This window comes from Microbacterium sp. F01, from assembly GCF_056156365.1.
In genome coordinates this window covers 1436880-1457444 of record NZ_CM149592.1, presented here as the reverse complement: position 1 = coordinate 1457444, position 20565 = coordinate 1436880, and the positions used below count along the sequence as shown (strand labels likewise).

Below are 20565 nucleotides of genomic sequence, written 5' to 3'. Positions count from 1 at the left end.
GGAGAGCGGATGCCTCGGGGTCGAGGCATCCGCTCTCCTTCGCATTGCTGCGTGTCAGTCCTGCTGGAGCGCGCCCTGCAGGTCGAGCGTGATGGTGACGTCCTTGCCGACCAGCACGCCGCCGGTCTCGAGCGCGGCGTTCCAGGTGAGGCCGAAGTCCTCGCGGTTGACGACGGTCTTGGCCGTCGCGCCCGCCTTGTAGTTGCCCCACGGGTCGGTGCCGAAGCCGCCGAACTCGAACTCGAAGGACACGGGCTTGGTGATGCCGCGGATGGTGAGGTCGCCGTCGACGAAGAACTCGCCGTCCTTCACGTGGGCGCCGGTCGAGACGAACTCCATCGTCGGGTGGTTCTCGACATCGAAGAAGTCGGCGGAGCGCAGGTGGTTGTCGCGCCCCTCGTCCTTGGTGTCGACGGAGGTGACGTCGACCGATGCCTCGACCTTCGCGTCGAGCGGGTTCTCGGGGGCGACGAGGGTCGCGCTCTTCATGCCGAAGGTGCCGCGCACCTTCGAGATCATCATGTGGCGCACGCTGAAGGTGACCTCGCTGTGCGCGGGGTCGAGCACCCAGGTGCCCGCCTTGTAGCCGGGAACGTCGATCGTGGTGGAGTCGGTCATGGTCGTCCTTCGTGTCAGGTCCGTGTGGGGCGCCCGAGGGGAACGGGCATACGGGGTGCAACACAGCCTTGCAGAAGTTCTATTCCCGTGAATGCAAATTACCTGCGAACTCCGGAAGACGGCGGAGGGGACGGATGCCGCGGCACCCGTCCCCTCCGGACGATCGAGGTGTGGATCAGCCGACCTTGATGAGGTCGATGATGAAGATCAGCGTCTTGCCGCCGAGGAAGTGGCCGCCGGCCGGACCGTAGGCGAGGTGCGGCGGGATGACCAGCTCGCGGCGACCGCCCTCCTTCATGCCCGGGATGCCGTCCTGCCAGCCCTGGATGAGGCCGCGGAGCGGGAACTGGATGCTCTCACCGCGGTTCCACGACGAGTCGAACTCCTCGCCCGTTTCGTATTCGACACCCACGTAGTGGACGGTCACGGTGTCGCCGGGCTTCGCCTCGGCGCCCTCGCCCACGACGATGTCGCGGACGACGAGGTCGGCCGGGGCCGGCCCGGCGGGTGCGTCGATCTCGGGCTTGGTGCGGTCGTCAGTCATGCGTCCATCCAACCATCCGGAGCCACCGCGCGCCGAGCGAGTTCGCCGTCAGGGGAACCGCCGGCATTCTCTTGACACCCGCGCGCGCCCGCAGGCATGCTGGGGGCAGACCAACTCAGCGCTCGGTTGACACGCAGGCATCGCCGCGGCACCGAGCGCTGAGTCTTTGTCTGCGGGTGGTAGCGACGCCGCCGCGCTACGGCGCGAACATCGCCGCACGGGTCGACGCGGTCTTCGCGAGCAGATCCCGCTCCTCCGCCGCAGCCTGGGGGTCGCGGCCCGAGATCGCCCGCTGACGGGTCGCTGCCAGGGCCGTGGCATCCGTGATGAAGGTCTTCATGAGGGGCGTGCGATCTCCTCGCAGCGTCCGCGCCCACGCGAGCGCGGCCTTGCGCCCGGCGGCTGTCGCGAGCATGTCGACCTCCTGCGGGGTGAACCATCCCGCCGCGGCGTATTCGCCGAGCCGGCGCCGGGTGAGGCGCGACTCCTCCCGCCGGAGCGCCACAATGCCCAGGATGAACCCGATGAACAGCGGCACCTGGAGCGTCAGGTAGAGGAAGAAGAAGTCGCCGAACATGGCGGACCCGTTCCAGAAGGCGTGCAGCGCGATGGCGCCCGCGAGCCCGACGAGGCCGGGTCCGATAGCCTGCCCCGCCGACATGCCGCGCCGCGCGGCGAGCCCCAGCGCGAAGCCGGTGACGCTCGTGAACATGACGTGCGCGAACGGCGACAGGATGCCGCGCAGGAAGAATGTCGTGGTCGTCTCGGCCGCGCCGCCCTCGATGAAGCTCACGGCGAAGTACTGGATGTTCTCGGTGAACGCGAAGCCGGCGCCTACCAGGGCGCCGTAGACGATGCCGTCGACCGGGCCGTCGAAAGCGCGCCGGGCGGTTGCGAAGATGAGGAAGACGCCGAGCCCCTTGGCGAACTCCTCGACGACCGGGGCCTGGACGACGGGCTGCAGCACCTCGCGAGCCCCGGTCGCCGGACCGAACACCATCGTGAGCAGGACGTCGACGCCGAGCGCGATGGCGACGGCGGCGATCGCGCCCCACGCGATGGCGAGGATGAGCAGCCCGCGGGGCTCGGGTTCCCAGCGATCGACGATCCGCAACGCCAACAGCACACCGACGAGCGGCACCACCGCGAGCACCATCCCGATGAGGGACGCCGCCGGACCGAGCGCATTGAGGAAGTACGCCACGAGCACGATCAGCACGAGCACGAGGACGCCGATGAGCCAGATCGATGCGCTGCGGCCTCGGCGCGATACAGCGGCGGTCGGGATCTGCACGGGTGCGGGCGAGGTCGCCGGCGGCGTGATCGCCGCGGGAGCGGCGACGCGCGGCTGCGCGAGCGCCGAGGCGAACTCGGGCGGCGTGAGCGAGGGCCGGGGACGGGAGGCACCGGGGTCGAGCGTCATGCGCACAGCCTATGGGTGCAGAACGCTCACCCGTCATACGGGCTGTGGACCACCCGCCTGCGCAGCCCGGCGGCTAGGTTGGGGACATGCGCTTCGCCCATGTCGTGCCACCGGGATCGGGCGAGCCGAGGCTCGCACTCGTCGAGGGCGACGAGATGGCGATCGTCGAGGAGCTGTTCGACGGAGCGCCCCGCGTGCTCGACCAGCTCATCGCCGGCGGCGACGAACTGCTCGCACGCGTGCGCGATGCCGCAGGCGGAGGGACGCGGCATCCGCTCGACGGAATGGGGTTCGCGTCCGCCGTCCTCGCACCGCCGGTCATCCTCGCGATCGGGCTCAACTACGCGGCGCACTCCAGCGAGCTGGGACTGAAGACGGACTCGACGCCGACCGTGTTCGTGCTGTGGCCGAACTCACTCGCCGGGCACGACCACACCACGATCTGGCCGCGGTCGCTCAGCGAGTCGGTCGACTACGAGGCGGAGCTCGGCGTCATCATCGGCAGCCCCGCGAAGGACGTCGCCCCCGAAGACGCCCTCGACCACGTCTGGGGCTACACCGTGGTGAACGACATCACCGCGCGCGACATCCAGTATTCCGAGGCGCAGTGGTCGCGCTGCAAGTCCTTCGACGGTTTCACGCCCACGGGTCCGTTCGTGGTCACCGCCGACGAGGTGCCCGACCCACAGGACCTCCACATCTGGACGGTGCTCGACGGCACCACGCTGCAGGACGCGACCACCGGCCAGATGGTGCGGCCGGTCGCGACCCTCATCTCGCATCTCTCGAAGTCGGCGACCCTGCTTCCGGGAACGCTGATCTCGACAGGCAGCCCCGGCGGCGCCGGCTACTCACGGGATCCCCAGGTGTTCCTGCGGGACCGCTCCACGGTCACCGTCGGGATCGACGGCATCGGCGCGCTCACGACGCACTGCCGCATCCTCGACTGAGATCGCACCCCACGATGCGAAGGGCGGGCCCGCGCCGCGGACCCGCCCTTCGATGTCGATGCCTGCGTCAGTTGCAGGTGATGGTGCCGCCGCCCTGGAGCTCCCACACGCCCGGGCCGAGCTCGGCGCACGCCGCCGCGAGGCCGCCGAACACCACGGTCAGGATGATGATCGTCACGATGATGCCGACGACGATCAAGACCGCCGAGATGATGATCGCGGCGAGGGCGAAGCCGTTCTTGACGCCGGCCTTGCGGCTCTGTACGAGCGCGACGATGCCGAGGATCAGTGCGACGAGCTGCACGAAGAACGACAGGATGAACGCGACGATGCCGAGCGTCTTGCCCGGGACCGGCGCGTCGGCCGGCGCACCGTACGCCGCGGGCGGTGCGGCGCTGTAGGCGGGCGCGCCCGCGGGGTACGCCGGCGGCGCGGCCGCGTACTCCGGCTGAGCGGCCGGTGCCGCCGGAGCGGCGTAATCCGGCGCGGGGGCGGCGATCCCCGGCGTGGGAGACTCCGGCGCGGGTGCCGCGGGGGCGGGTGCCGCGGGTGCGGCCGCCGGCGGGACCGGCGCGTCGGCGGGCGGCTGAGGCGCAGTCGGCTGCGACGCGGGCTGCTGCGGCGGCTCGGGTGCGGCCGGGTTCTGCGGATCGGTCATTTCTCGCCTTTCGTTCGAGTCTCCCTGACGTTATCGATCGGGAGCCGCCCGCGGCAACCGGTTCAGCGCGTGTCCGCCGGAGCCTCCTCGACGATCTGCTCGGGCGCTGCCACGATCGGGATCGCGGCGGTGATGGTCTCGAGGCCCGACAGGCGCGCGGGTGAGAGCTGCTTGGTGACCTCGTCGCGCGACATGAGGCCGGCCTCGACCACGAGGTCGGCGACGCCGCGCCCGGTGAGCAGGGCGGTCTTCGCGAGCGCCGCGGCGGCCGCATAGCCGATGAACGGCGTGAGGGCGGTGATCACGCCGACCGACGAGCCGACCATGGCGCCGAGCCGCTCGCGGTTCGCGGTGATGCCGTCGACGCAGTTGACGCGCAGGGTGTACATCGCCTGGCGGAGCCACGTGATCGACTGGAAGATCGAGTGCGCGATCACGGGCTCGAAGGCATTGAGCTGCAGCTGCCCACCCTCGACCGCCATCGTCACAGTGAGGTCGGCACCGGCGATGGAGAACGCCACCTGGTTGACCACCTCGGGGATGACCGGGTTCACCTTGCCGGGCATGATGCTCGACCCGGCCTGACGGGCCGGCAGGTTGATCTCGCCGAACCCGGCCTGCGGGCCCGACGACAGCAGCCGCAGGTCGTTGCAGATCTTCGACAGCTTGATCGCGTTGCGCTTGAGCGACGCCGAGAACGACATGAACGATCCGGTGTCGCTGGTCGCCTCGACCAGGTCGGAGGCGGTGTCGAGATCGAGGCCCGAGATCTCGCGCAGGTGGCGCAGCACGGCGGGCGCGTACGCCGGGTGGGTCGTGATGCCGGTGCCGATTGCGGTGGCGCCCATGTTGACCTCGTACAGGAGGTACGCGTTCTCGGTGAGGCGCTGGTGGTCGTAGCCGAGCGTGGTCGCGAAGCCGTGGAACTCCTGACCGAGCGTCATCGGCACAGCGTCCTGCAGCTGCGTGCGGCCGACCTTCAGCACATCGTGGAACTCGACGGCCTTCGCGAGGAACGCGCGGCGCAGCAGATCGAGCTCTTCGAGCAGCGTCTTCAGATCGAGACCGAGGCCGACCTTGATCGCGGTCGGGTAGACGTCGTTCGTCGACTGGCTCCGGTTGGTGTCGTCGATCGGCGACAGGAAGGCGTAATCGCCCTTGGGGCGTCCGGCGAGCTCGAGCGCGATGTTGGTGATGACCTCGTTCGCGTTCATGTTGGTCGACGTGCCGGCGCCGCCCTGGATGACGCCGACGACGAACTGGTCGTGGAAGTCGCCGTCGATGACGAGCTGGGCGGCACGATCGATGAGGTCGGCCTTGGCGGGGTCGAGCACCCCGATCTCACGGTTCGCGCGAGCCGAGGCCTGCTTCACCATCGCGAGGGCCCGCACCAGGTCGGGGTAGACCGAGATCGGCCTCTTCGAGATCGGGAAGTTCTCCAGCGCGCGGGCGGTGTGGATGCCCCAATACGCGTCGGCGGGGATCTCCAGGGATCCCAGGGAGTCGGTCTCGATGCGGGTTCGCGTCATTGCGTCCAGAGCCATGTGTTGCAGTCCTCGTGGGTCGTTCACAGCGGTGTGCGGGGTTGCTTCGAGCCTACCCGCGGCGCTTGCCGACCGGGGTGTACACGGCGTACACCCGACCGCGGCTCCACGTACACCGCGGCGGTCGCCGGGCAGTGACGAGAACGCCGTCAGCGACGCTTGCGCGAGAACGCCTCGAGCCGCTCCTCGGGCGTGAGCCGCGACATCCGCTCGACCCATTCCGCGGAGAAGACGTCGCCGGTGGCTGCCTCGACCACGGGTACCACGGCGTGGGTGATGGTGTCGTCGTACACATGCACGAGGTGGAACGACTGGCCGGCGTCCATGCCGTTGACGTCCACTGCGGGGCGCGCGAGGTTCATCGTGTAGCAGGTCGCCGCGGCCACGCTCACCGGGACGCCCGCGAACGTGCCGCTCGTCGAGTAGTGAAGGTGCCCCGCGAGGATCGCGCGCACGTCGGTGCCGGCGATCACGTCGGCGAGCCGCCCTTGGTCACGGAGCTCCAGGATGTCGAACAGCGGCACATGCGACGGCAGCGGCGGATGGTGCAGCGCCAGGATCGTGCCGAGCGGCGCCGGCGTCGCGAGCTCGTATCGCAGCCACTCGAGCTGCCCGTGGTCGAGGTCGCCGTGATGCCAGCCGGGGACTGTGGAGTCGAGGCCGATCAGTCGCAGCCCGCCGAGATCCCACACCCCGGTGACGGGTTCCTCGGTCGGTTCGAGTCCGAGGAGGTCGCGGCGCAGGGCAGGGCGCTCGTCGTGGTTGCCGGCGAGCCACACCACCGGGGCACCGAGCCGCTCCGCGACCGGCTCAACCGTCGCGCGCAGCGCCGCGTAGGCCTCCGGCTCGCCGAGATCCGTCAGGTCGCCCGTGAAGACGATCGCATCGGGACGGATGCCGGTGGCCTCCGCCGCTTCGAGAGCTCGGGTCAGGTTCGCCGCGGTGTCGAAACGGCCGCCGAGCGGCGCGTTGCCCGCGAGCAGGTGCGTGTCGCTCACGTGGAGCAGTGTGCGCCGCGCAGGAGGGTACTGACCGAACTGGACGGGTGCGGCGGTGGCCATGGGCCTCAGCCTAGGCCGTCGCTCGGACAGCGGTCACCGCGGCGGGGCTTCGATCTCAGTGGTTGAAGACGATGAGGAGCAGTCCGCCGAGCACTGCCGCGGCGCAGACCGCGAAGCACGCGTAGGCGCCGACGAGGGCGAACCGCTTCTGTCCCTCGGTCAGCGGGCTGCGCTTGGCCGCCTTCGCGGCGGCCTTCTCGGCGCGGCGCGCCTCCTTCTCGGAGATGACGGTGATGGCGTCGGTGAACTCCGCCGGGGCGACGACGGGGGCGCGTCCGGCGCGCACGAGCAGTCGCAGGCCGAGCGCGTAGAACCCGACGACCACGACCGCCGACGTGAACGCCGCGATGAACACCTGAACGAAGGCGAGCCAGTTGATCGTCATCGCGGGCCTCCGTCCTTCGGTCGGTTCTCGGATCGGTCGACCGCCTTGGCGGCCTTGGCCGCCTTCTTGGCGGCCGCCTGGGCCGCCGCCACGCGGCGCGCCTCCTCGCGCGCGAGGGCGCGCTGGCGCCGCGTGGGCGGCGGGTTGCGCTTGACCTTCACGGCGCGACCGGAGTCGGCGACCTCGCTCATCGCGTTGGACGCGGTGACCTCGTCGCGGCGCGAGCGCATGAAGAGGAAGAGGATGATGACGACGGCGAGGACCGCGTCGATGATGACACCCCACACCGGGAGCCACACCACGATGAGCGCGGCGACAGCGCCGACGGCGCCGGCAGCAGGCAGCGTGAGGATCCAGCCGACCATGATCCGCCCCGCCGTGCGCCAGCGCACCTGGGAGCCGCGGCGGCCGAGGCCGGAGCCGATGACCGAGCCCGACGCGACCTGGGTGGTCGACAGCGCGAAGCCGAGGGCGCTGGAGGCGAGGATGGTCGATGCCGTGGACGCCTCGGCGGCGAAGCCCTGCGCCGGCTTCACCTCGGTGAGGCCCTTGCCGAGCGTGCGGATGATGCGCCAGCCGCCCATGTAAGTGCCGAGCGCGATCGTGATCGCACAGGCGAACACCACCCAGGTCTGCGGCTCGGGGTTCGAGGCCGACTGCAGACCCGCGGTGATGAGAAGGAGCGTGATGATGCCCATCGTCTTCTGCGCGTCGTTCGTGCCGTGGGCCAGCGCCACCAGCGACGACGTGAAGATCTGGCCGAACCGGAACCCGTCGCGCCCGTCGGGCTTGCTGTCATAGCGCCGGGTCAGCACATAGGCGAGCTTCGTGGCGGTGAACGCGATGACGCCGGCCGTGACCGGCGCGATGAACGCCGGCAGGATCACCTTCGACATCACGACGCCGAAGTTCACCGCGGTGACCCCGACGCCGACGATCGTCGCACCGATGAGCCCGCCGAACAGAGCGTGGGACGACGACGAGGGAAGCCCCAGGAGCCACGTGAGCATGTTCCACGTGATGGCGCCGATGAGGCCGGCGAGGATGATCTCGGGGAAGATGTTCGCCGAGATCTGATCCTCGTTGATGATGCCGCCCGAGATCGTCTGGGCGACCTCCGTCGACAGGAACGCGCCGACGAGATTCAGGACGGCGGCGAGAAGGACTGCGGTCTTGGGCTTGAGCGCGCCGGTCGCGATGGGCGTCGCCATCGCGTTCGCCGTGTCGTGGAAGCCGTTCGTGAAATCGAAGAACAGCGCCAGCGCGATCACCAGAACGATGATGAGGGTTGCGGTTTCCACCGTTCGCTTTCGGTGAGGAGATGTGGAGGGGTGTGCCGACGGGATCGGCGCGACGAACGAACAGTTCACCAAGAATTCAGGAACCGGCAACCGGCCAGAAAGAATCCTACATCGGCGATCCTGACGGTCAACTCGGAGGCGACTAGCGTGGAACGGTGACTCTCAGCGACTCCGCACCTGCCCCGTCCGCCCCTGTCGCCGGCATCCGTCCGACTGTCCGTTCGCATCACGGCGACGACGTCGAAGATCGCTACGAGTGGTTCCGCGAGAAGGAGGACGCCGCCGTCATCGCGCACCTCGAGGCCGAGAACGCGTACACGCAGCAGCGCACCGCGCACCTCGAGGGTCTGCGGGAGCGCATCTTCGGCGAGATCAAGGGCCGCACGCTCGAGACCGACCTCTCGGTGCCGACCCGCCGCGGCGACTGGTGGTACTACGGCCGCACGCTCGAGGGCAAGCAGTACGGCATCCAGTGTCGCGCCCCGCTCGCGTCCGCCGACGACTGGACGCCGCCGGAGCTCTCTCCCGACGTCGAGGTCGCGGGCGAGCAGATCCTCCTCGACGGCAACGTCGAGGCCGAGGGACACGAGTTCTTCTCGCTCGGCAGCTTCGAGGTGTCGAACGACGGCACGCTCATGCTGTACGGCGTCGACGTCGCGGGCGACGAGCGCTACACCGTGCGCGTGCGCAACCTCGTGACCGGCGAGCAGCTCCCCGACGAGATCCCCGGCACGTTCGCCGGCGCGACCTTCTCCCCCGACGGCCGCTTCATCGTCTACACGACGGTAGACGACGCGTGGCGGCCCGACACCGTCTGGCTGCACGAGCTCGGCACCGCGGTCGCCGAAGACGCGAAGCTCTTCCACGAGCCCGACGAGAAGTACTGGGTCGGCGCCGGCTTCACGCGCAGCGACCGCTTCCTCGTGATCGGACTCGGCTCGTCGATCACGTCCGAAGAATGGCTGCTGGATGCTGACGACCTCCGCGGCGAGCCGCGCGTGGTCTGGCCGCGCACCGAGGGAGTCGAGTACGACTCCGAGCACGCCGTCGTCGACGGCGAGGATGTGCTCTTCATCCTCCACAACGACGGAGCCCTGGACTTCGAGCTGGTGCGGGTCGCAGCATCCGATCCCTCCGGCGACCGCTCCGTCGTCATCCCGCATCGTCCGGGCGAGCGCCTGCTGGGAGTCTCGACCTTCCGCGACTGGGGTGTCGTGGGCTACCGCCGCGGCGGTCTCGCCCGCCTCGGCATGCTCGACTACGCGACGGGCGCCGTCGACGAGATCTCGTTCGACGAGCCGCTCTACTCGGTGGGCACGGGCGGCAACCCAGAATGGGCGCCTCCCCTGCTGCGGCTCGGCTACGGATCGTTCGTCACTCCGGGCACGGTCTACGACCTCGACATCGCGACGCGCGAGCTGTACCTGCGCAAGCGCCAGCCGGTGCTCGGCGGGTACGAGCCATCCGAGTACGCGCAGGAGCGGGTGTGGGCGACTGCACAGGACGGCACGCAGATCCCGATCTCGCTCGTCTACAAGCGCTCGTTCGGAGACGCCGGCGTCGCACCGCGCCCCGTGCACCTCTACGGGTACGGCTCGTACGAGCACTCGATCGAGCCCGGCTTCTCGGTGCCCCGCCTGTCCGAGCTCGACCGCGGGGTCGTCTTCGCGGTCGCGCACGTGCGCGGCGGTGGCGAGATGGGCCGCCAGTGGTACGAGGACGGCAAGCTCCTCAACAAGCGCAATACGTTCACCGACTTCGTCGACAGCGCATTGCACCTCATCGACAACGGCTACACGACGGCCTCGCAGCTCGTCGCCGAGGGCGGTTCTGCCGGCGGCCTGCTGATGGGCGCGGTCGCCAACATCGCGCCGGAGCTCTTCGCCGGCGTCCTCGCGGACGTGCCGTTCGTCGACGCGCTGACGACCATCCTCGATCCGTCGCTGCCGCTCACGGTGATCGAGTGGGACGAGTGGGGTGACCCGCTTCACAACGCCGACGTCTACTCCTACATGAAGTCGTACTCGCCCTACGAGAACGTGAGGACGGATGCCGCGTACCCGCGCATCCTCGCCGTCACGTCGCTCAACGACACCCGCGTGCTGTACGTCGAGCCCGCGAAGTGGGTCGCGCGCCTGCGCGAGGTCGGCGCCGATGCACTGCTCAAATGCGAGATGGTCGCCGGCCACGGCGGTGTCTCGGGCCGCTACAACGCCTGGCGGGAGCGCGCGTTCGAGCTGGCGTGGCTCCTGGACGTACTCGGCGTCGCCGACGCCTGAGCCGGCGCGACGACGTCGAGACAGCGGATTTCGGCCGAGACCGGGGACGACACCCTCGGTCTCGGCCGCACCTCTCGGGTTCGACGCGACCGGCGTGCCCGGTCAGGTCAGGGACGGGCGTCGCGGGCGAACGCGGCGGCCTCCGTGCGGTTGGCCACGCCCAGCTTGGCGATGATCGACGACACGTGGACCGACGCGGTCTTCGGGCTGATGAACAGCTCCCGGCCGATCTGCGCATTGCTCAGGCCGCGGGCGACCAGCTCGAGAACCTGTGACTCGCGTTCCGTGAGGGACCCGACCCTCGTGCCAGGGTCGCCCGCAAGCCCGGCGCGGGCCGCGAGCTCCTCGCCCCATCGCGCGAGGAGTGCGTCACCCGTTGCCGGAGCCTGATCCCGGAGCTCCGCAAGGGTGGCCTCCGCTCCCGCTCGGTCGCCGGACGCGACCAGCGTCTCGGCGAGTCGAAGCCTCGCGCGGTGCGCGAACTGGACGGGGAGGCCGTTGCCGTTGCCGTCGCGCGCCTCGGCGAGCGCTGCCCTCCACGCGGCCACGAGGGCCGGGGGCGCGGCATCCGTTGCGAGCTCCGCCGCCACCCAGGCGACGAGCGGAGTGAGCGAGCCGCGATCCGCGAGCTCGGAGGCGACCGCCTCGGCCTCTTCACGCACGCCGACGACGCCGCGGTCGATGGCGGGGTCCATGCCCTGTACTCCATGGGCCTCCGCGACCAGCCAGGCTCGCAGCGGAAGGCCCCAGGAGCGCACCCACGACTGCGTTTCGGAGGAGCGCAGGACCGTCTCGAGTTCGAGAGCGCCCGCGACCAGCTCGAGCTTGCGGCGCACGTCGTGTTCGTCCGAGATCCGGACGAGCCGCTCGAGGAGGTCGAGCCGCCGCCATCCGGCGTCCTCGTCCGGCACGTCGAAGACCTCCGGCATCTCGTCGCGGGTGAGGCGACGCTTTTCGGCGTAGGCATCCAATCGGTCGCCCCACACGTCGCCCTCCGTGAGGATTCGCAGCGCCGTCGAGCGGTCGAGTGGCACCGCCACGAGCTGCAGGGCACGGCGCGCCTGCGCCGCGCTCTCGTCGACGCGGCCGAGCGGCAGGAGGACCTGCCCCATCAGCAGCATCGCGATCGCGCCGTGGCCGCGTTCCCGTCCGGCGTCGAGTGCCTCTTGGAGCATCACGGCGAAGAGCTGGAGCGCCTCCTCGTAGCGCCCTTCGAAGAAGGCGACGTCGGCGATCGCCAGCCGGGCGCGGTGTCGCTCGGCCTCACCGTCCGCCGCAGCGAGCGCGTCGCGCCCCGCCGCTGCCGCGAGATCCAGCTCGCCTTCGAACGCGAACCGCCCGGCCAGGTTCGTCAGGCAGATCGCGAGCGTCGCCGAATCGTCCGCGTCGCGAGCGATCGCCACCGCCGCCTGCAGGGCGTCGATGTCGTGCCGACCGAGCAGGCTCCTGACGCGTGCGAGCAGCGCCCGGGCGACCGGCTCCTCGCGGCCGGTGAGGAGCCCTTCGGCCTCGGCGAGTGCGACTTCGTCGGCCCGGTTCGTGATCCATCCTTCGCACACCACCAGCCACCACAGCGCGGCGGCGCGCTCGATGGGATCACTCGGTCCCGGTAGCGCGAGCGCAGCCATGACGATAGTCCGCGCCTCTTCGTAGTCGCCGGCGTGCCAGAGCGCCTCACCCGCGCGCCGCAGCACCTCCATGCGGGAGACGCCACCGGCCCGCCCCTGCGCGTCCGGCACCTCGTCCCACGAGTCGGCCACGCGGCGCCAGAGCACGGCCGTCGTCGCTGGGTCCAGCTCGGTCCCCGGCTGCGACAGGCATCGGATCGCCGCGTCGAAGGCGCCGACGACGTCGCCCGCCAGCGCGCGATGATCCGCGACATCGGCAAGGGTCGAGAACGAGGCACCGTGTCGGGCCTCGAGCGCGTCCGCAAAGGCCCGATGGGCCTGGCGGCGCGCACCGGGGAGCATCTGCGTGTACACCGCCTCGCGGAGCAGCGCGTGGCGGAATCCGTATCCCGTCGCGGACGCGGTGACGATGCCGCGCGCGATCGCGTCGTGCACATCGGCGTCGAGAGCCCCGGGTGGCAGCCCCGCGACGCGCACGAACGTGTCGTGGTCGACATCGCTGCGGCCTGCCGACAAGAGCTCGACCAAGTGCCGGACCTCGGTCGGCGCACCTCGATATCGCAGGAGCAGCAGATCCCGCAGAGCTCCGGGCAGCTCGTTCCCGCTCAGGGAGACGAGTTCCTCGACGAGGAAGGGCACTCCCCCGCTGCGGGTGGCGATGACGTCGGTCTCGGACCGCGTGAACCTGCCGGGTGCGATCGCTTCGATCTGGCCGCTGACCTCGTCCGCGGACAGCCGAGCAGGCTCGAGGTGCGCGATGCCCCGACGACCCTCGAGCGCGACGACACCGGAGAGCGAGGTCCGCTCGACCATCTCGTCGGCGCGATACGTCAGCACCAGGGTGAGGTGACGGCCACGCAGCGTGGCGGCGAGCGTCGCGGCGAAGGTCGCGGTGAGGGCGTCCGCCCAGTGAAGGTCCTCCACGACGAGCACGATGTGGAAACTCTCGCTCAGGCGCTCGACGAGCATCTCGATGGTGTCCGGCACGATGTCCGACGAGGGCTCGACCGACTCGGGCGACCATGCCGCCCGCGATTCCGCGAGCTCCGGGACCAGCACTCCGAGGGTGCGCCGTGCTCCGGGTGAGGTCGACACGATATCGAGCAGGTCGTCGCCGACCCCGGCCCGAAGGTCGCGGACGAGCCCGCGGAGCGCGTGGAAGGGCGTGGCGACATCGCCTGTCTCGACGCATTGGGCGACTGCCTTCACGAGCGGAGGGTCGTCAGGTGACGCGTCTGCGCCAAGCGCCCGAAACGCCTCCTCGACGAGCCGCGTCTTGCCGATCCCCGCCTCGCCGCGGATCACCACTGCGCGCGGGACGCCCGCTCGTCCGTCCTCCAGCGCACCGCGGAGCGCCTCGAACTCCTCCTGGCGTCCGATCAGCACGGGACTCACGGCCACCCCAGCCACGACGCCATCGTGGCACGCGTGCCCGCCCCGCGTCAGGGGTTTGCGGACGATTGCCTCGGGCGCAGCATCCGTCGTCCCACGCGCCGAGGCACAGCATCCCCGCCGAAACCAGGGACCATGCCCCCGGCCTCGGCGGGATTCCCCTGGTTCGACGAGATTCGGCGTCCAGACCGGGCGCGGCCGCGAACTCAGCCGAAGAGCGCGGCCGCCTCTTCGTAGCGGTAGAGCGGAACGGTGTTGAGCTCGCCGAGGGCGTCGGCGAAGGGGACGCGCACGATGTCGGTGCCGCGCATCGCGACCATCTGACCCCAGGCGCCGTCGACGACCGCGTCGGCGGCATGCAGGCCGAGGCGCGTCGCGAGCACGCGGTCGAAGCCCGACGGCGAGCCGCCGCGCTGGATGTGGCCGAGCACGGTCGCGCGGGTCTCGATGCCCGTGATGCGCTCGATCTCGGGCGCGAGGATCTCGCTGATGCCGCCGAGGCGCGGGCGGTTGAACGCGTCGAGGCCCTTGTCGCTGTAGGCCTCGTCCATGCCGGTGAGGGTGAAGCCCTCCGACACGACGACGAGCGGCGCGCGGCCGCGGTCGTGCGCCTTCGAGACGAGCGCGGTGATCTCGTCGATCGACATCGGCACCTCGGGGATGCAGATCGCGTGGGCGCCCGCGGCCATGCCGGCGTGCAGGGCGATCCAGCCGACGTGGCGGCCCATCACCTCGGCGACCATGCACCGCTGGTGCGAGTCGCCGGTGGTGCGGAGGCGGTCCATCGCGTCCGTCGCGATGTTGACGGCGGTGTCGAAGCCGAAAGAGTAGTCGGTGGCGCGCAGGTCGTTGTCGATCGTCTTCGGGACACCGAGCACGTTGATGCCGTCGTTCGAGAGGCGGTTCGCGGCCGCGAGGGTGCCCTCGCCGCCGATCGCGATGATGCCGTCGAGGCGGTGGCCGTACATCGTCTTGGCGATGTTCTCAGCGCCGCCGCGCGGGCCCTCGTAGGGGTTCGTGCGCGAGGTGCCGAGGATCGTGCCACCGACCTTCGACAGACCCTTCACCTCGTGCCGAGTGAGCGGGAAGAAGTCGCCGTCGACCACACCGCGCCAGCCGTCGCGGATGCCGACGAACTCGAGGTCGTAGCTCGTCGTGCCCTTGAGCACCACACCACGGATGACCGCGTTGAGCCCGGGGCAGTCGCCGCCGCTCGTCAGGATGCCGATCTTCATTGCTGTGTTCCTCGCTGTCGGGTCGGTGGTGAAGAGGGTCGGCGTCGCTGCCTCCCCTGACACTAGTGCCGGAACGCCCGGCCTGCCACACGCGCCCGCCGGGATGCCTCCACGACACGACGAAGGGCGGTGCGAACCGCACCGCCCTTCGTTCGATCGCGTATTACGCGGCGCCGAGCGCCTGACGCAGCAGGTGCATGAGCGCCGACAGCTGCACGGAGTCGCTCGACTGCGGGTCGACGGCCTCGCCGTCGAGAGCGCGGGCGGCGAGGCCCTGCTTCGAATCGATGAGCTCCGCGATCTTGGTGTCGATCGTGTGCGCGGCGATGATGCGCCACGCGGTGACGGGCTCGTCCTGGCCGATGCGGTGCACGCGGTCGATCGCCTGCGTCTGCTCGGCGGCCGTCCACGACAGCTCGGCGAGCACGACGTTCGACGACGCCTGCATGTTGACGCCGACGCCCGCCGCGGTGAGCGAGCAGACCGCGATGCCGACGTCGGGGTCGTTGTTGAACGCGTCGATCGCCTGCTGGCGGGCGGTGGTGGCCTGGTCGCCACGCAGCGACACCGTCTTGAGCCCCGCGGCGGCGAAGTGCGCCTCGGCGGTGTCCATGACGTCGATGTGCTTGGCGAAGAACACGACCTTGCCGACCGAACGCTGCAGCTGCACCGCGTAGTCGGCGGCGAGCACGGCCTTGGCCTGGCCGATCTTGCGCACCATCGTGAACACGTTCTCGGAGCCCGTGCCGGCCGCCTTCGACTCCTCGAGCTCGTTGTGCGCGACGAGCCGGACGATGTCCTCGTCGATGTGGCCGGGACCGTGGCCGCGGTCACCTCGAGCCTCGATGATGCGGCGGTACTTCGAGGCCAGCCGCTCCCCGAGTTCGCGCTCGGCCTGGCGGATCGAGCGGCCGAACTCGTCGTCGAGCTCCACAGGGAGGTCGGCGATGAGCTTGTCGGGCAGGTCGGCCGCGACGTCCTTCTTCTTGCGCCGCACGATCCCCATCGAGATCACCGCGTCGCGCGCCTCGGGATAGAACGACTTGTCGGCGGGGGTCAGTCCCGTCTCGTCGAGCTTCTCCATGAGCACCGAGCCGGGCTTCTCGCCGGTGGTCCAGCCGAGGAAGCGCCAGATCGCGTCGAAGTCCTCGACGTCGTTGATCAGCGGCGTGCCGGTCAGGGCGAGCAGGAGCGGGTCGGTGACCTGCTCGCGGATGCGCGTGGCGAGCGCCAGCACGTTCTGCGAGCGCTGCGACGTGAGGTTCTTGATGAAGTGCGCCTCGTCGACGACCATGCCCTTCAGCCCGAGCGAGCTGAGCCACGACAGGTGGCGGTCGAGGATCTCGTAATTGACGATGAACACGTCGGCGAAGGCGTCGATGTCCTCACCGTCGCCGTGGATCACCGTCGCGCGTCGCTGCGGCGTCCAACGCTCGACCTCGCGCGCCCAGTTCATCTTCACGACGTTGGGCACGACCGCAAGGAGCGGGTACGCGTTCGCGACGGATGCTGCGAGCACCGACTCCGCCGTCTTGCCGAGGCCCGGCTCGTCGGCGAGGAGGAACGTGCGGTGACCGGCGCGCACGGACTCGAGGAACCTCGACTGGTGCGGCATGACCTCGAGGCCCTTGGGCGACAGCCGATCGAACTCCGGCACGGGCGGAAGGTCCATCGAGGCGCTCGCACCGCCGGCACCGGTCTCGAACGCCTTGTACAGCGGCCCCATGAGCTCCCAGCTGTCGAGGCGACGGCGCGGCGTCTGCTTCGGGGCACGGATCGTGAGGTCTGGTGCGAGGAACGGGTTGGAGTCGCGGCGCGCCTCGACCTGGGGCGGCACCACCTGGCGCTCGGCGAGCGCGGCAGGCACGACCGTCGCGACGACCGGGGCGACGTCGGTGATGATGAGCTCGTCGGGCGCGAGCTCGGCGCCCGATTCGAGCAGCCAGTCGCGGCGCATGCGGCGGGCGACGGGAGACGTGGCCTGGTCGACCTCGAGCAGCTGGATGAGCGACGTGTCGCGCGCGGCGGTCTTCGCGAGGATGGTGGCGACGCCGTCGAGCCGCTTCAGCAGCTCGGCGCGCGCAGCATCCGTCAGCTCCGCGTCGCCCTTCACACGCGCGCGCTCCTCGCGGACGAGGAAGGCGATGACCTGGAACTTGACGCGGTTCGTCGGCCCCAGCTTGCCGCGCTGGGCCTTCGCCTCGACCTCGCGCACCTTGCGGGCGAGGATCGGGATGATGGGGGCCTCGTCGTCGCGACGCGCGGACGAGGACTTGCGGCGACGCTGCGCCGTCTGGGCGGGTGCCGTGGTCGGCATGCTCCTCCTGAGCGTGAGTGCCGGATAGGGAGTCCGGCGGGGATCGGATGACACCGATGGTTCTGCGTGCTCCCGCGGGCGGCGCGAACGCCGTCGCGAACGCGGGATCAGGGACTCGCCGCCGGCGGTCGCGGGCACTCGCTTCTGCGAGCTGCGACATCGTCAGCGGTTACCCCGCGCACCATTCTAGGGGAACGGGCCCCCGAACGGGGCAACCTGACGCGGGAAAACGCGGGATTCAGCCCCAGAGACTCGACACGATGTCTTCGGTGTACCCCTCGGGGGCGAAGTTGATCCACGCGGTCGTCACGAGACCGCCGCCGCCGATGTAGTGCGTCTCGCCGCGCGTGTACTCCTCGTCGTCGAGCGTCACGCCCTTCTGCTCGATGCGGCACACGGTGCCGTCGCCGAGAGCCTCGCAGCCGAAGCCCGCCGCGGGCAGCGCCGCCAGCACGGCCTTCTCCTGGTCGGCATCGATCGCGGTCACGTTGGTCGCGAGCCCGAACTCGCTCGGCTGCCCCCACGAGCAGCGCAGCGTCGGCGCTCCGCCGTGGATGATCTCGAGCAGGTCGGCGTTCTCGGTCGACAGCATCGTCACGCCGGGATCGTTGAGGGGCGGGTTCGCCGAGTTGAGCTGCGCGAGCATCGCGGCGGAGTAGATCTCCTCGCACGCGGCCGGCACCTCGAAGCCGACCTGGGGCTGTTCGGTCTCGACCGGCGTGGCAGACGGCGTCTGTTCCTTCACCGTGCTCGAGGGGCTGCTCGACGGCGCCGCCTCGGATTCGGGACGACACCCGGTGACGACCGCGGCCAGGGCGGTGAGCGCGACGCACCCGATCACGATCCGCGTCAACCGGCTCTGCACGACCATTCCCACGCCACCTCTCGCGCACCGCGGCAGGCGAAAGTGCGGCGCGTGTTCGACCCTAACGAGACGGGAGGACGGATGCTGCGGGCCACGCCGCGCGCACCAGCACAGGCATCACGGCCCGGCGTAGGCGCTCTGCCACTCCGAGAGCGTGTGCGGGTCGTCGGTGACGATGCCGTCGACACCGAGGGCCGTCACCTCGTCCCACTGGGAGTCGTCGTTGAGCGTGTAGACGACGACGCGGGCACCGACGGCGTGGAGTTCGTCGACGATGCCCGGGCGCGCGAGCACCGCCTTCCGGTTCACGACGACGCCGCGTGCTCCGGCCTCGGCGACCGCGCTCACGACGTCTGACGGGAGCTGCTTGAGGATGAGCAGCCGCGACAGCACATCCGACCCGGCAGCGGCGAGCGCGAGCGTCCGCGCATCGAAGCTCGCGAAAACGATACGCCTCTCGAGGCCGCGCGCGGCAACCTCGGCGACGGCCGCGTCGACGGCCGCGGCATCCCATTCGCCCTTCATCTCCACGATCGCGCGGCCGTCGGTGGCGACGAGGGCGTCGAGGAACTCCCCGAAAGTGGGAACGGGGGTGCCCGAGTAGGAGCGGTCGAACCACGAGCCGGCGTCGAGCGTCTTCACGTCGGCCAGCGTGAGGAGGGCCAGTCGTCCGTGACCGTCGGTGGTGCGGTCGACCGTCTTGTCGTGCATGAGCACCGGGTGCCGGTCGGCGGTGAGCGCGACGTCGACCTCGACGTAGTCGAATCCGGCGGCGAGAGCCGCGGTGATCGCGGGCAGCGTGTTCTCGGGCGCGGTCGCCGCTCCCCCGCGGTGACTCGCGATGAAGGCCGCCTCTCCGGGCGTTCGCTCGTCACCCATCAGCTCCCGCGAGCTCACCCGCGCGGGGGTGGCCCCGAGGAAGGCGATCACCAGGCTCGCGATCGCGAGGACGCACATGACGGACAGAGCGTGGATCCGGTCGCGAGCTCGATCGGAAGCCGCGGACTGGGGCATCGGGCATGTCCTCCGAGGTCGTTCCCCACGTCCTCGTCGACGTGGTTCGGACCACTCTACATGCGCCGTTACTTATTCGTTACTTTGCTTTCGCTTGGCTTTCGCGCACCATCCGGACCGCGTCCCAGAGGGCTTCCGCGACGTCGTCCTTGCTCCCCCGCCGGGCACCGATGACCTCGCCGTCGGCGCTGATGATCGTGACGGCATTGTCGGCAGCCTCGAATCCCTTGGACCAGCCGACCTCATTGACCGCGAGAAGGTCGGCACCTTTGCGAGCCGCCTTGCGGCGCCCGCGGTCGAGCAGCGTCTCTCCGTCGCCGGGCGTCTCGGCGGCGAAGCCGACGATCGTCTGCCCCTCGCGCCGACCCCGGACGAGCCCCGCGAGGATGTCATCGTTCTCGATGAGGTCGAGGGTGATCCCGCCGACCGGCGCGGATTCCTTGGCGCGCTTGAGCGGCGACACCTCCGCAACCCGATAGTCGGCGACAGCAGCCGCCATCACCACCACGTCGGCTGTCTCCGCCTCAGCCTCGACGGCGTCGCCGAGCTCTGCCGCGGTGCCCGCGCGCACGACCCGCAGACCCGGACGGGCGGATGCTGCGGCCAGCACCCCGTCGTCGACATGGGCCGCGACGAGCACGACGTCGGCTCCGCGCTCCGCCGCCGAGAGCGCGACGGCGACGCCCTGCCGCCCGCTCGAGCGGTTGCCGATGTAGCGCACCGGGTCGATCGGCTCCCGGGTCCCCCCGGCGCTCACGACGACCCGCAGGCCGTGCAGATCGCCGGCGCCACCCTCGGCCGCGGCGAGTGCGGCCTCGAAGATGGCCTCGGGCTCCGACATGCGCCCCGGCCCACTGTCGCCGCCGGTGAGCTCGCCCTCCTCGGGGCCGACCACGATGACGCCGCGCTGACGCAGGACCGCCATGTTGTGGACGGTCGACGGGTGCCGCCACATCTCGGTGTGCATCGCGGGCGCCACGACGACCGGCGCCATGGTGGCGAGTAGGGTCGTTCCGAGGAGATCGTCCGCGAGTCCCGCGGTCATCTTCGCCAGGGTGTTCGCCGTCGCGGGCGCCACGATCACGAGGTCGGCCGCTTGGCCGAGCGCGACGTGACGCACGCGTGCGACGTCGTCGTGGACGGAGGTCGTCACGGGGTGGCGGCTGATCGCCTCCCAGGTCGGCATCCCCACGAAGCGCAGTGCGTCCTCCGTGGGGACGACGTGGACCTCGTGGCCCGCTTTGACCAGCAGGCGCACGAGCTGAACCGTCTTGTAGGCGGCGATGCCACCGGTGACCCCGACTACGACGAACACCCTCCGATCTTGGCACGACTGCCCGACACCCGGCCC

Annotated in this window: 16 protein-coding genes; 2 read left to right on the top strand and 14 right to left on the bottom strand. The window is 70.4% G+C overall.

Going from position 1 to position 20565, the window contains the following annotated elements:
- Nucleotides 1-54 precede the first annotated feature (54 nt).
- The 3 genes from ACVN90_RS06415 to ACVN90_RS06405 form a co-directional block, all read right to left on the bottom strand.
- Complete coding sequence (locus tag ACVN90_RS06415; RefSeq protein ID WP_387146693.1) at nucleotides 55-618, bottom strand: YceI family protein; 564 nt, start codon at nucleotides 616-618, stop codon at nucleotides 55-57.
- Nucleotides 619-793: 175 nt separating this feature from the next.
- Nucleotides 794-1162: an FKBP-type peptidyl-prolyl cis-trans isomerase gene (locus ACVN90_RS06410; protein WP_331912438.1), complete on the bottom strand. Its 369-nt coding sequence runs from the start codon at nucleotides 1160-1162 to the stop codon at nucleotides 794-796.
- 196 nt (nucleotides 1163-1358) lie between these two features.
- Nucleotides 1359-2585 carry a PrsW family intramembrane metalloprotease gene (locus tag ACVN90_RS06405; protein WP_475101314.1) on the bottom strand — a complete coding sequence of 409 codons (1227 nt, stop codon included), beginning with the start codon at nucleotides 2583-2585 and terminating at the stop codon, nucleotides 1359-1361.
- An 86-nt stretch (nucleotides 2586-2671) separates the two neighbouring features.
- On the opposite strand from ACVN90_RS06405, the gene ACVN90_RS06400 reads away from it, so the two are divergent.
- On the top strand, nucleotides 2672-3535 hold the full coding sequence (locus tag ACVN90_RS06400; RefSeq protein ID WP_475101313.1) for a fumarylacetoacetate hydrolase family protein: 864 nt from the start codon (nucleotides 2672-2674) through the stop codon (nucleotides 3533-3535).
- 67 nt (nucleotides 3536-3602) lie between these two features.
- Here the strand turns inward: ACVN90_RS06400 and ACVN90_RS06395 are convergent, their stop codons facing one another.
- The 5 genes from ACVN90_RS06395 to ACVN90_RS06375 all read right to left on the bottom strand — a co-directional run bounded on the left by ACVN90_RS06395 (nucleotide 3603) and on the right by ACVN90_RS06375 (nucleotide 8484).
- Nucleotides 3603-4193: a hypothetical protein gene (locus tag ACVN90_RS06395; RefSeq protein WP_475101312.1), complete on the bottom strand. Its 591-nt coding sequence runs from the start codon at nucleotides 4191-4193 to the stop codon at nucleotides 3603-3605.
- 62 nt (nucleotides 4194-4255) lie between these two features.
- A complete protein-coding gene (locus ACVN90_RS06390) occupies nucleotides 4256-5737 on the bottom strand; it encodes an aspartate ammonia-lyase (protein ID WP_475101311.1) in 1482 nt (493 codons plus the stop codon).
- A gap of 149 nt (nucleotides 5738-5886) precedes the next feature.
- Nucleotides 5887-6798 carry a phosphodiesterase gene (locus tag ACVN90_RS06385; RefSeq protein ID WP_475101310.1) on the bottom strand — a complete coding sequence of 304 codons (912 nt, stop codon included), beginning with the start codon at nucleotides 6796-6798 and terminating at the stop codon, nucleotides 5887-5889.
- 55 nt (nucleotides 6799-6853) lie between these two features.
- Entirely contained in the window at nucleotides 6854-7183 is a 330-nt protein-coding gene (locus tag ACVN90_RS06380; protein WP_475101309.1) for a peptidase, read from the bottom strand.
- Nucleotides 7180-8484, bottom strand: coding sequence for an inorganic phosphate transporter (locus ACVN90_RS06375; protein ID WP_475101308.1), 1305 nt, complete (start codon nucleotides 8482-8484; stop codon nucleotides 7180-7182). The genes ACVN90_RS06380 and ACVN90_RS06375 overlap by 4 nt, the downstream gene beginning before the upstream one ends.
- Nucleotides 8485-8639: 155 nt before the next feature.
- Here ACVN90_RS06375 and ACVN90_RS06370 point away from each other — a divergent pair, with 155 nt between their 5' ends.
- Complete coding sequence (locus tag ACVN90_RS06370; protein ID WP_475101307.1) at nucleotides 8640-10763, top strand: S9 family peptidase; 2124 nt, start codon at nucleotides 8640-8642, stop codon at nucleotides 10761-10763.
- A gap of 107 nt (nucleotides 10764-10870) precedes the next feature.
- On the opposite strand, the gene ACVN90_RS06365 is transcribed toward ACVN90_RS06370, so the two are convergent.
- From ACVN90_RS06365 to coaBC, 6 genes are all read right to left on the bottom strand, one after another.
- Nucleotides 10871-13801, bottom strand: a complete 2931-nt coding sequence (locus tag ACVN90_RS06365; RefSeq protein ID WP_475101306.1) for a helix-turn-helix transcriptional regulator — start codon at nucleotides 13799-13801, stop codon at nucleotides 10871-10873.
- 188 nt (nucleotides 13802-13989) lie between these two features.
- The gene (locus ACVN90_RS06360) at nucleotides 13990-15018 is read right to left on the bottom strand and encodes an ATP-dependent 6-phosphofructokinase (RefSeq protein WP_475101305.1); all 1029 of its coding nucleotides are present in this window, start codon (nucleotides 15016-15018) and stop codon (nucleotides 13990-13992) included.
- A 163-nt stretch (nucleotides 15019-15181) separates the two neighbouring features.
- Complete coding sequence (locus tag ACVN90_RS06355; RefSeq protein ID WP_475101304.1) at nucleotides 15182-17335, bottom strand: DEAD/DEAH box helicase; 2154 nt, start codon at nucleotides 17333-17335, stop codon at nucleotides 15182-15184.
- 238 nt (nucleotides 17336-17573) lie between these two features.
- The gene (locus tag ACVN90_RS06350) at nucleotides 17574-18206 is read right to left on the bottom strand and encodes a hypothetical protein (RefSeq protein ID WP_475101303.1); all 633 of its coding nucleotides are present in this window, start codon (nucleotides 18204-18206) and stop codon (nucleotides 17574-17576) included.
- Nucleotides 18207-18317: 111 nt separating this feature from the next.
- The gene (locus tag ACVN90_RS06345) at nucleotides 18318-19157 is read right to left on the bottom strand and encodes a glycerophosphodiester phosphodiesterase (RefSeq protein ID WP_475101302.1); all 840 of its coding nucleotides are present in this window, start codon (nucleotides 19155-19157) and stop codon (nucleotides 18318-18320) included.
- A gap of 136 nt (nucleotides 19158-19293) precedes the next feature.
- Nucleotides 19294-20529, bottom strand: coding sequence for a bifunctional phosphopantothenoylcysteine decarboxylase/phosphopantothenate--cysteine ligase CoaBC (gene coaBC / locus ACVN90_RS06340; RefSeq protein ID WP_475101301.1), 1236 nt, complete (start codon nucleotides 20527-20529; stop codon nucleotides 19294-19296).
- Nucleotides 20530-20565: the final 36 nt, after the last annotated feature.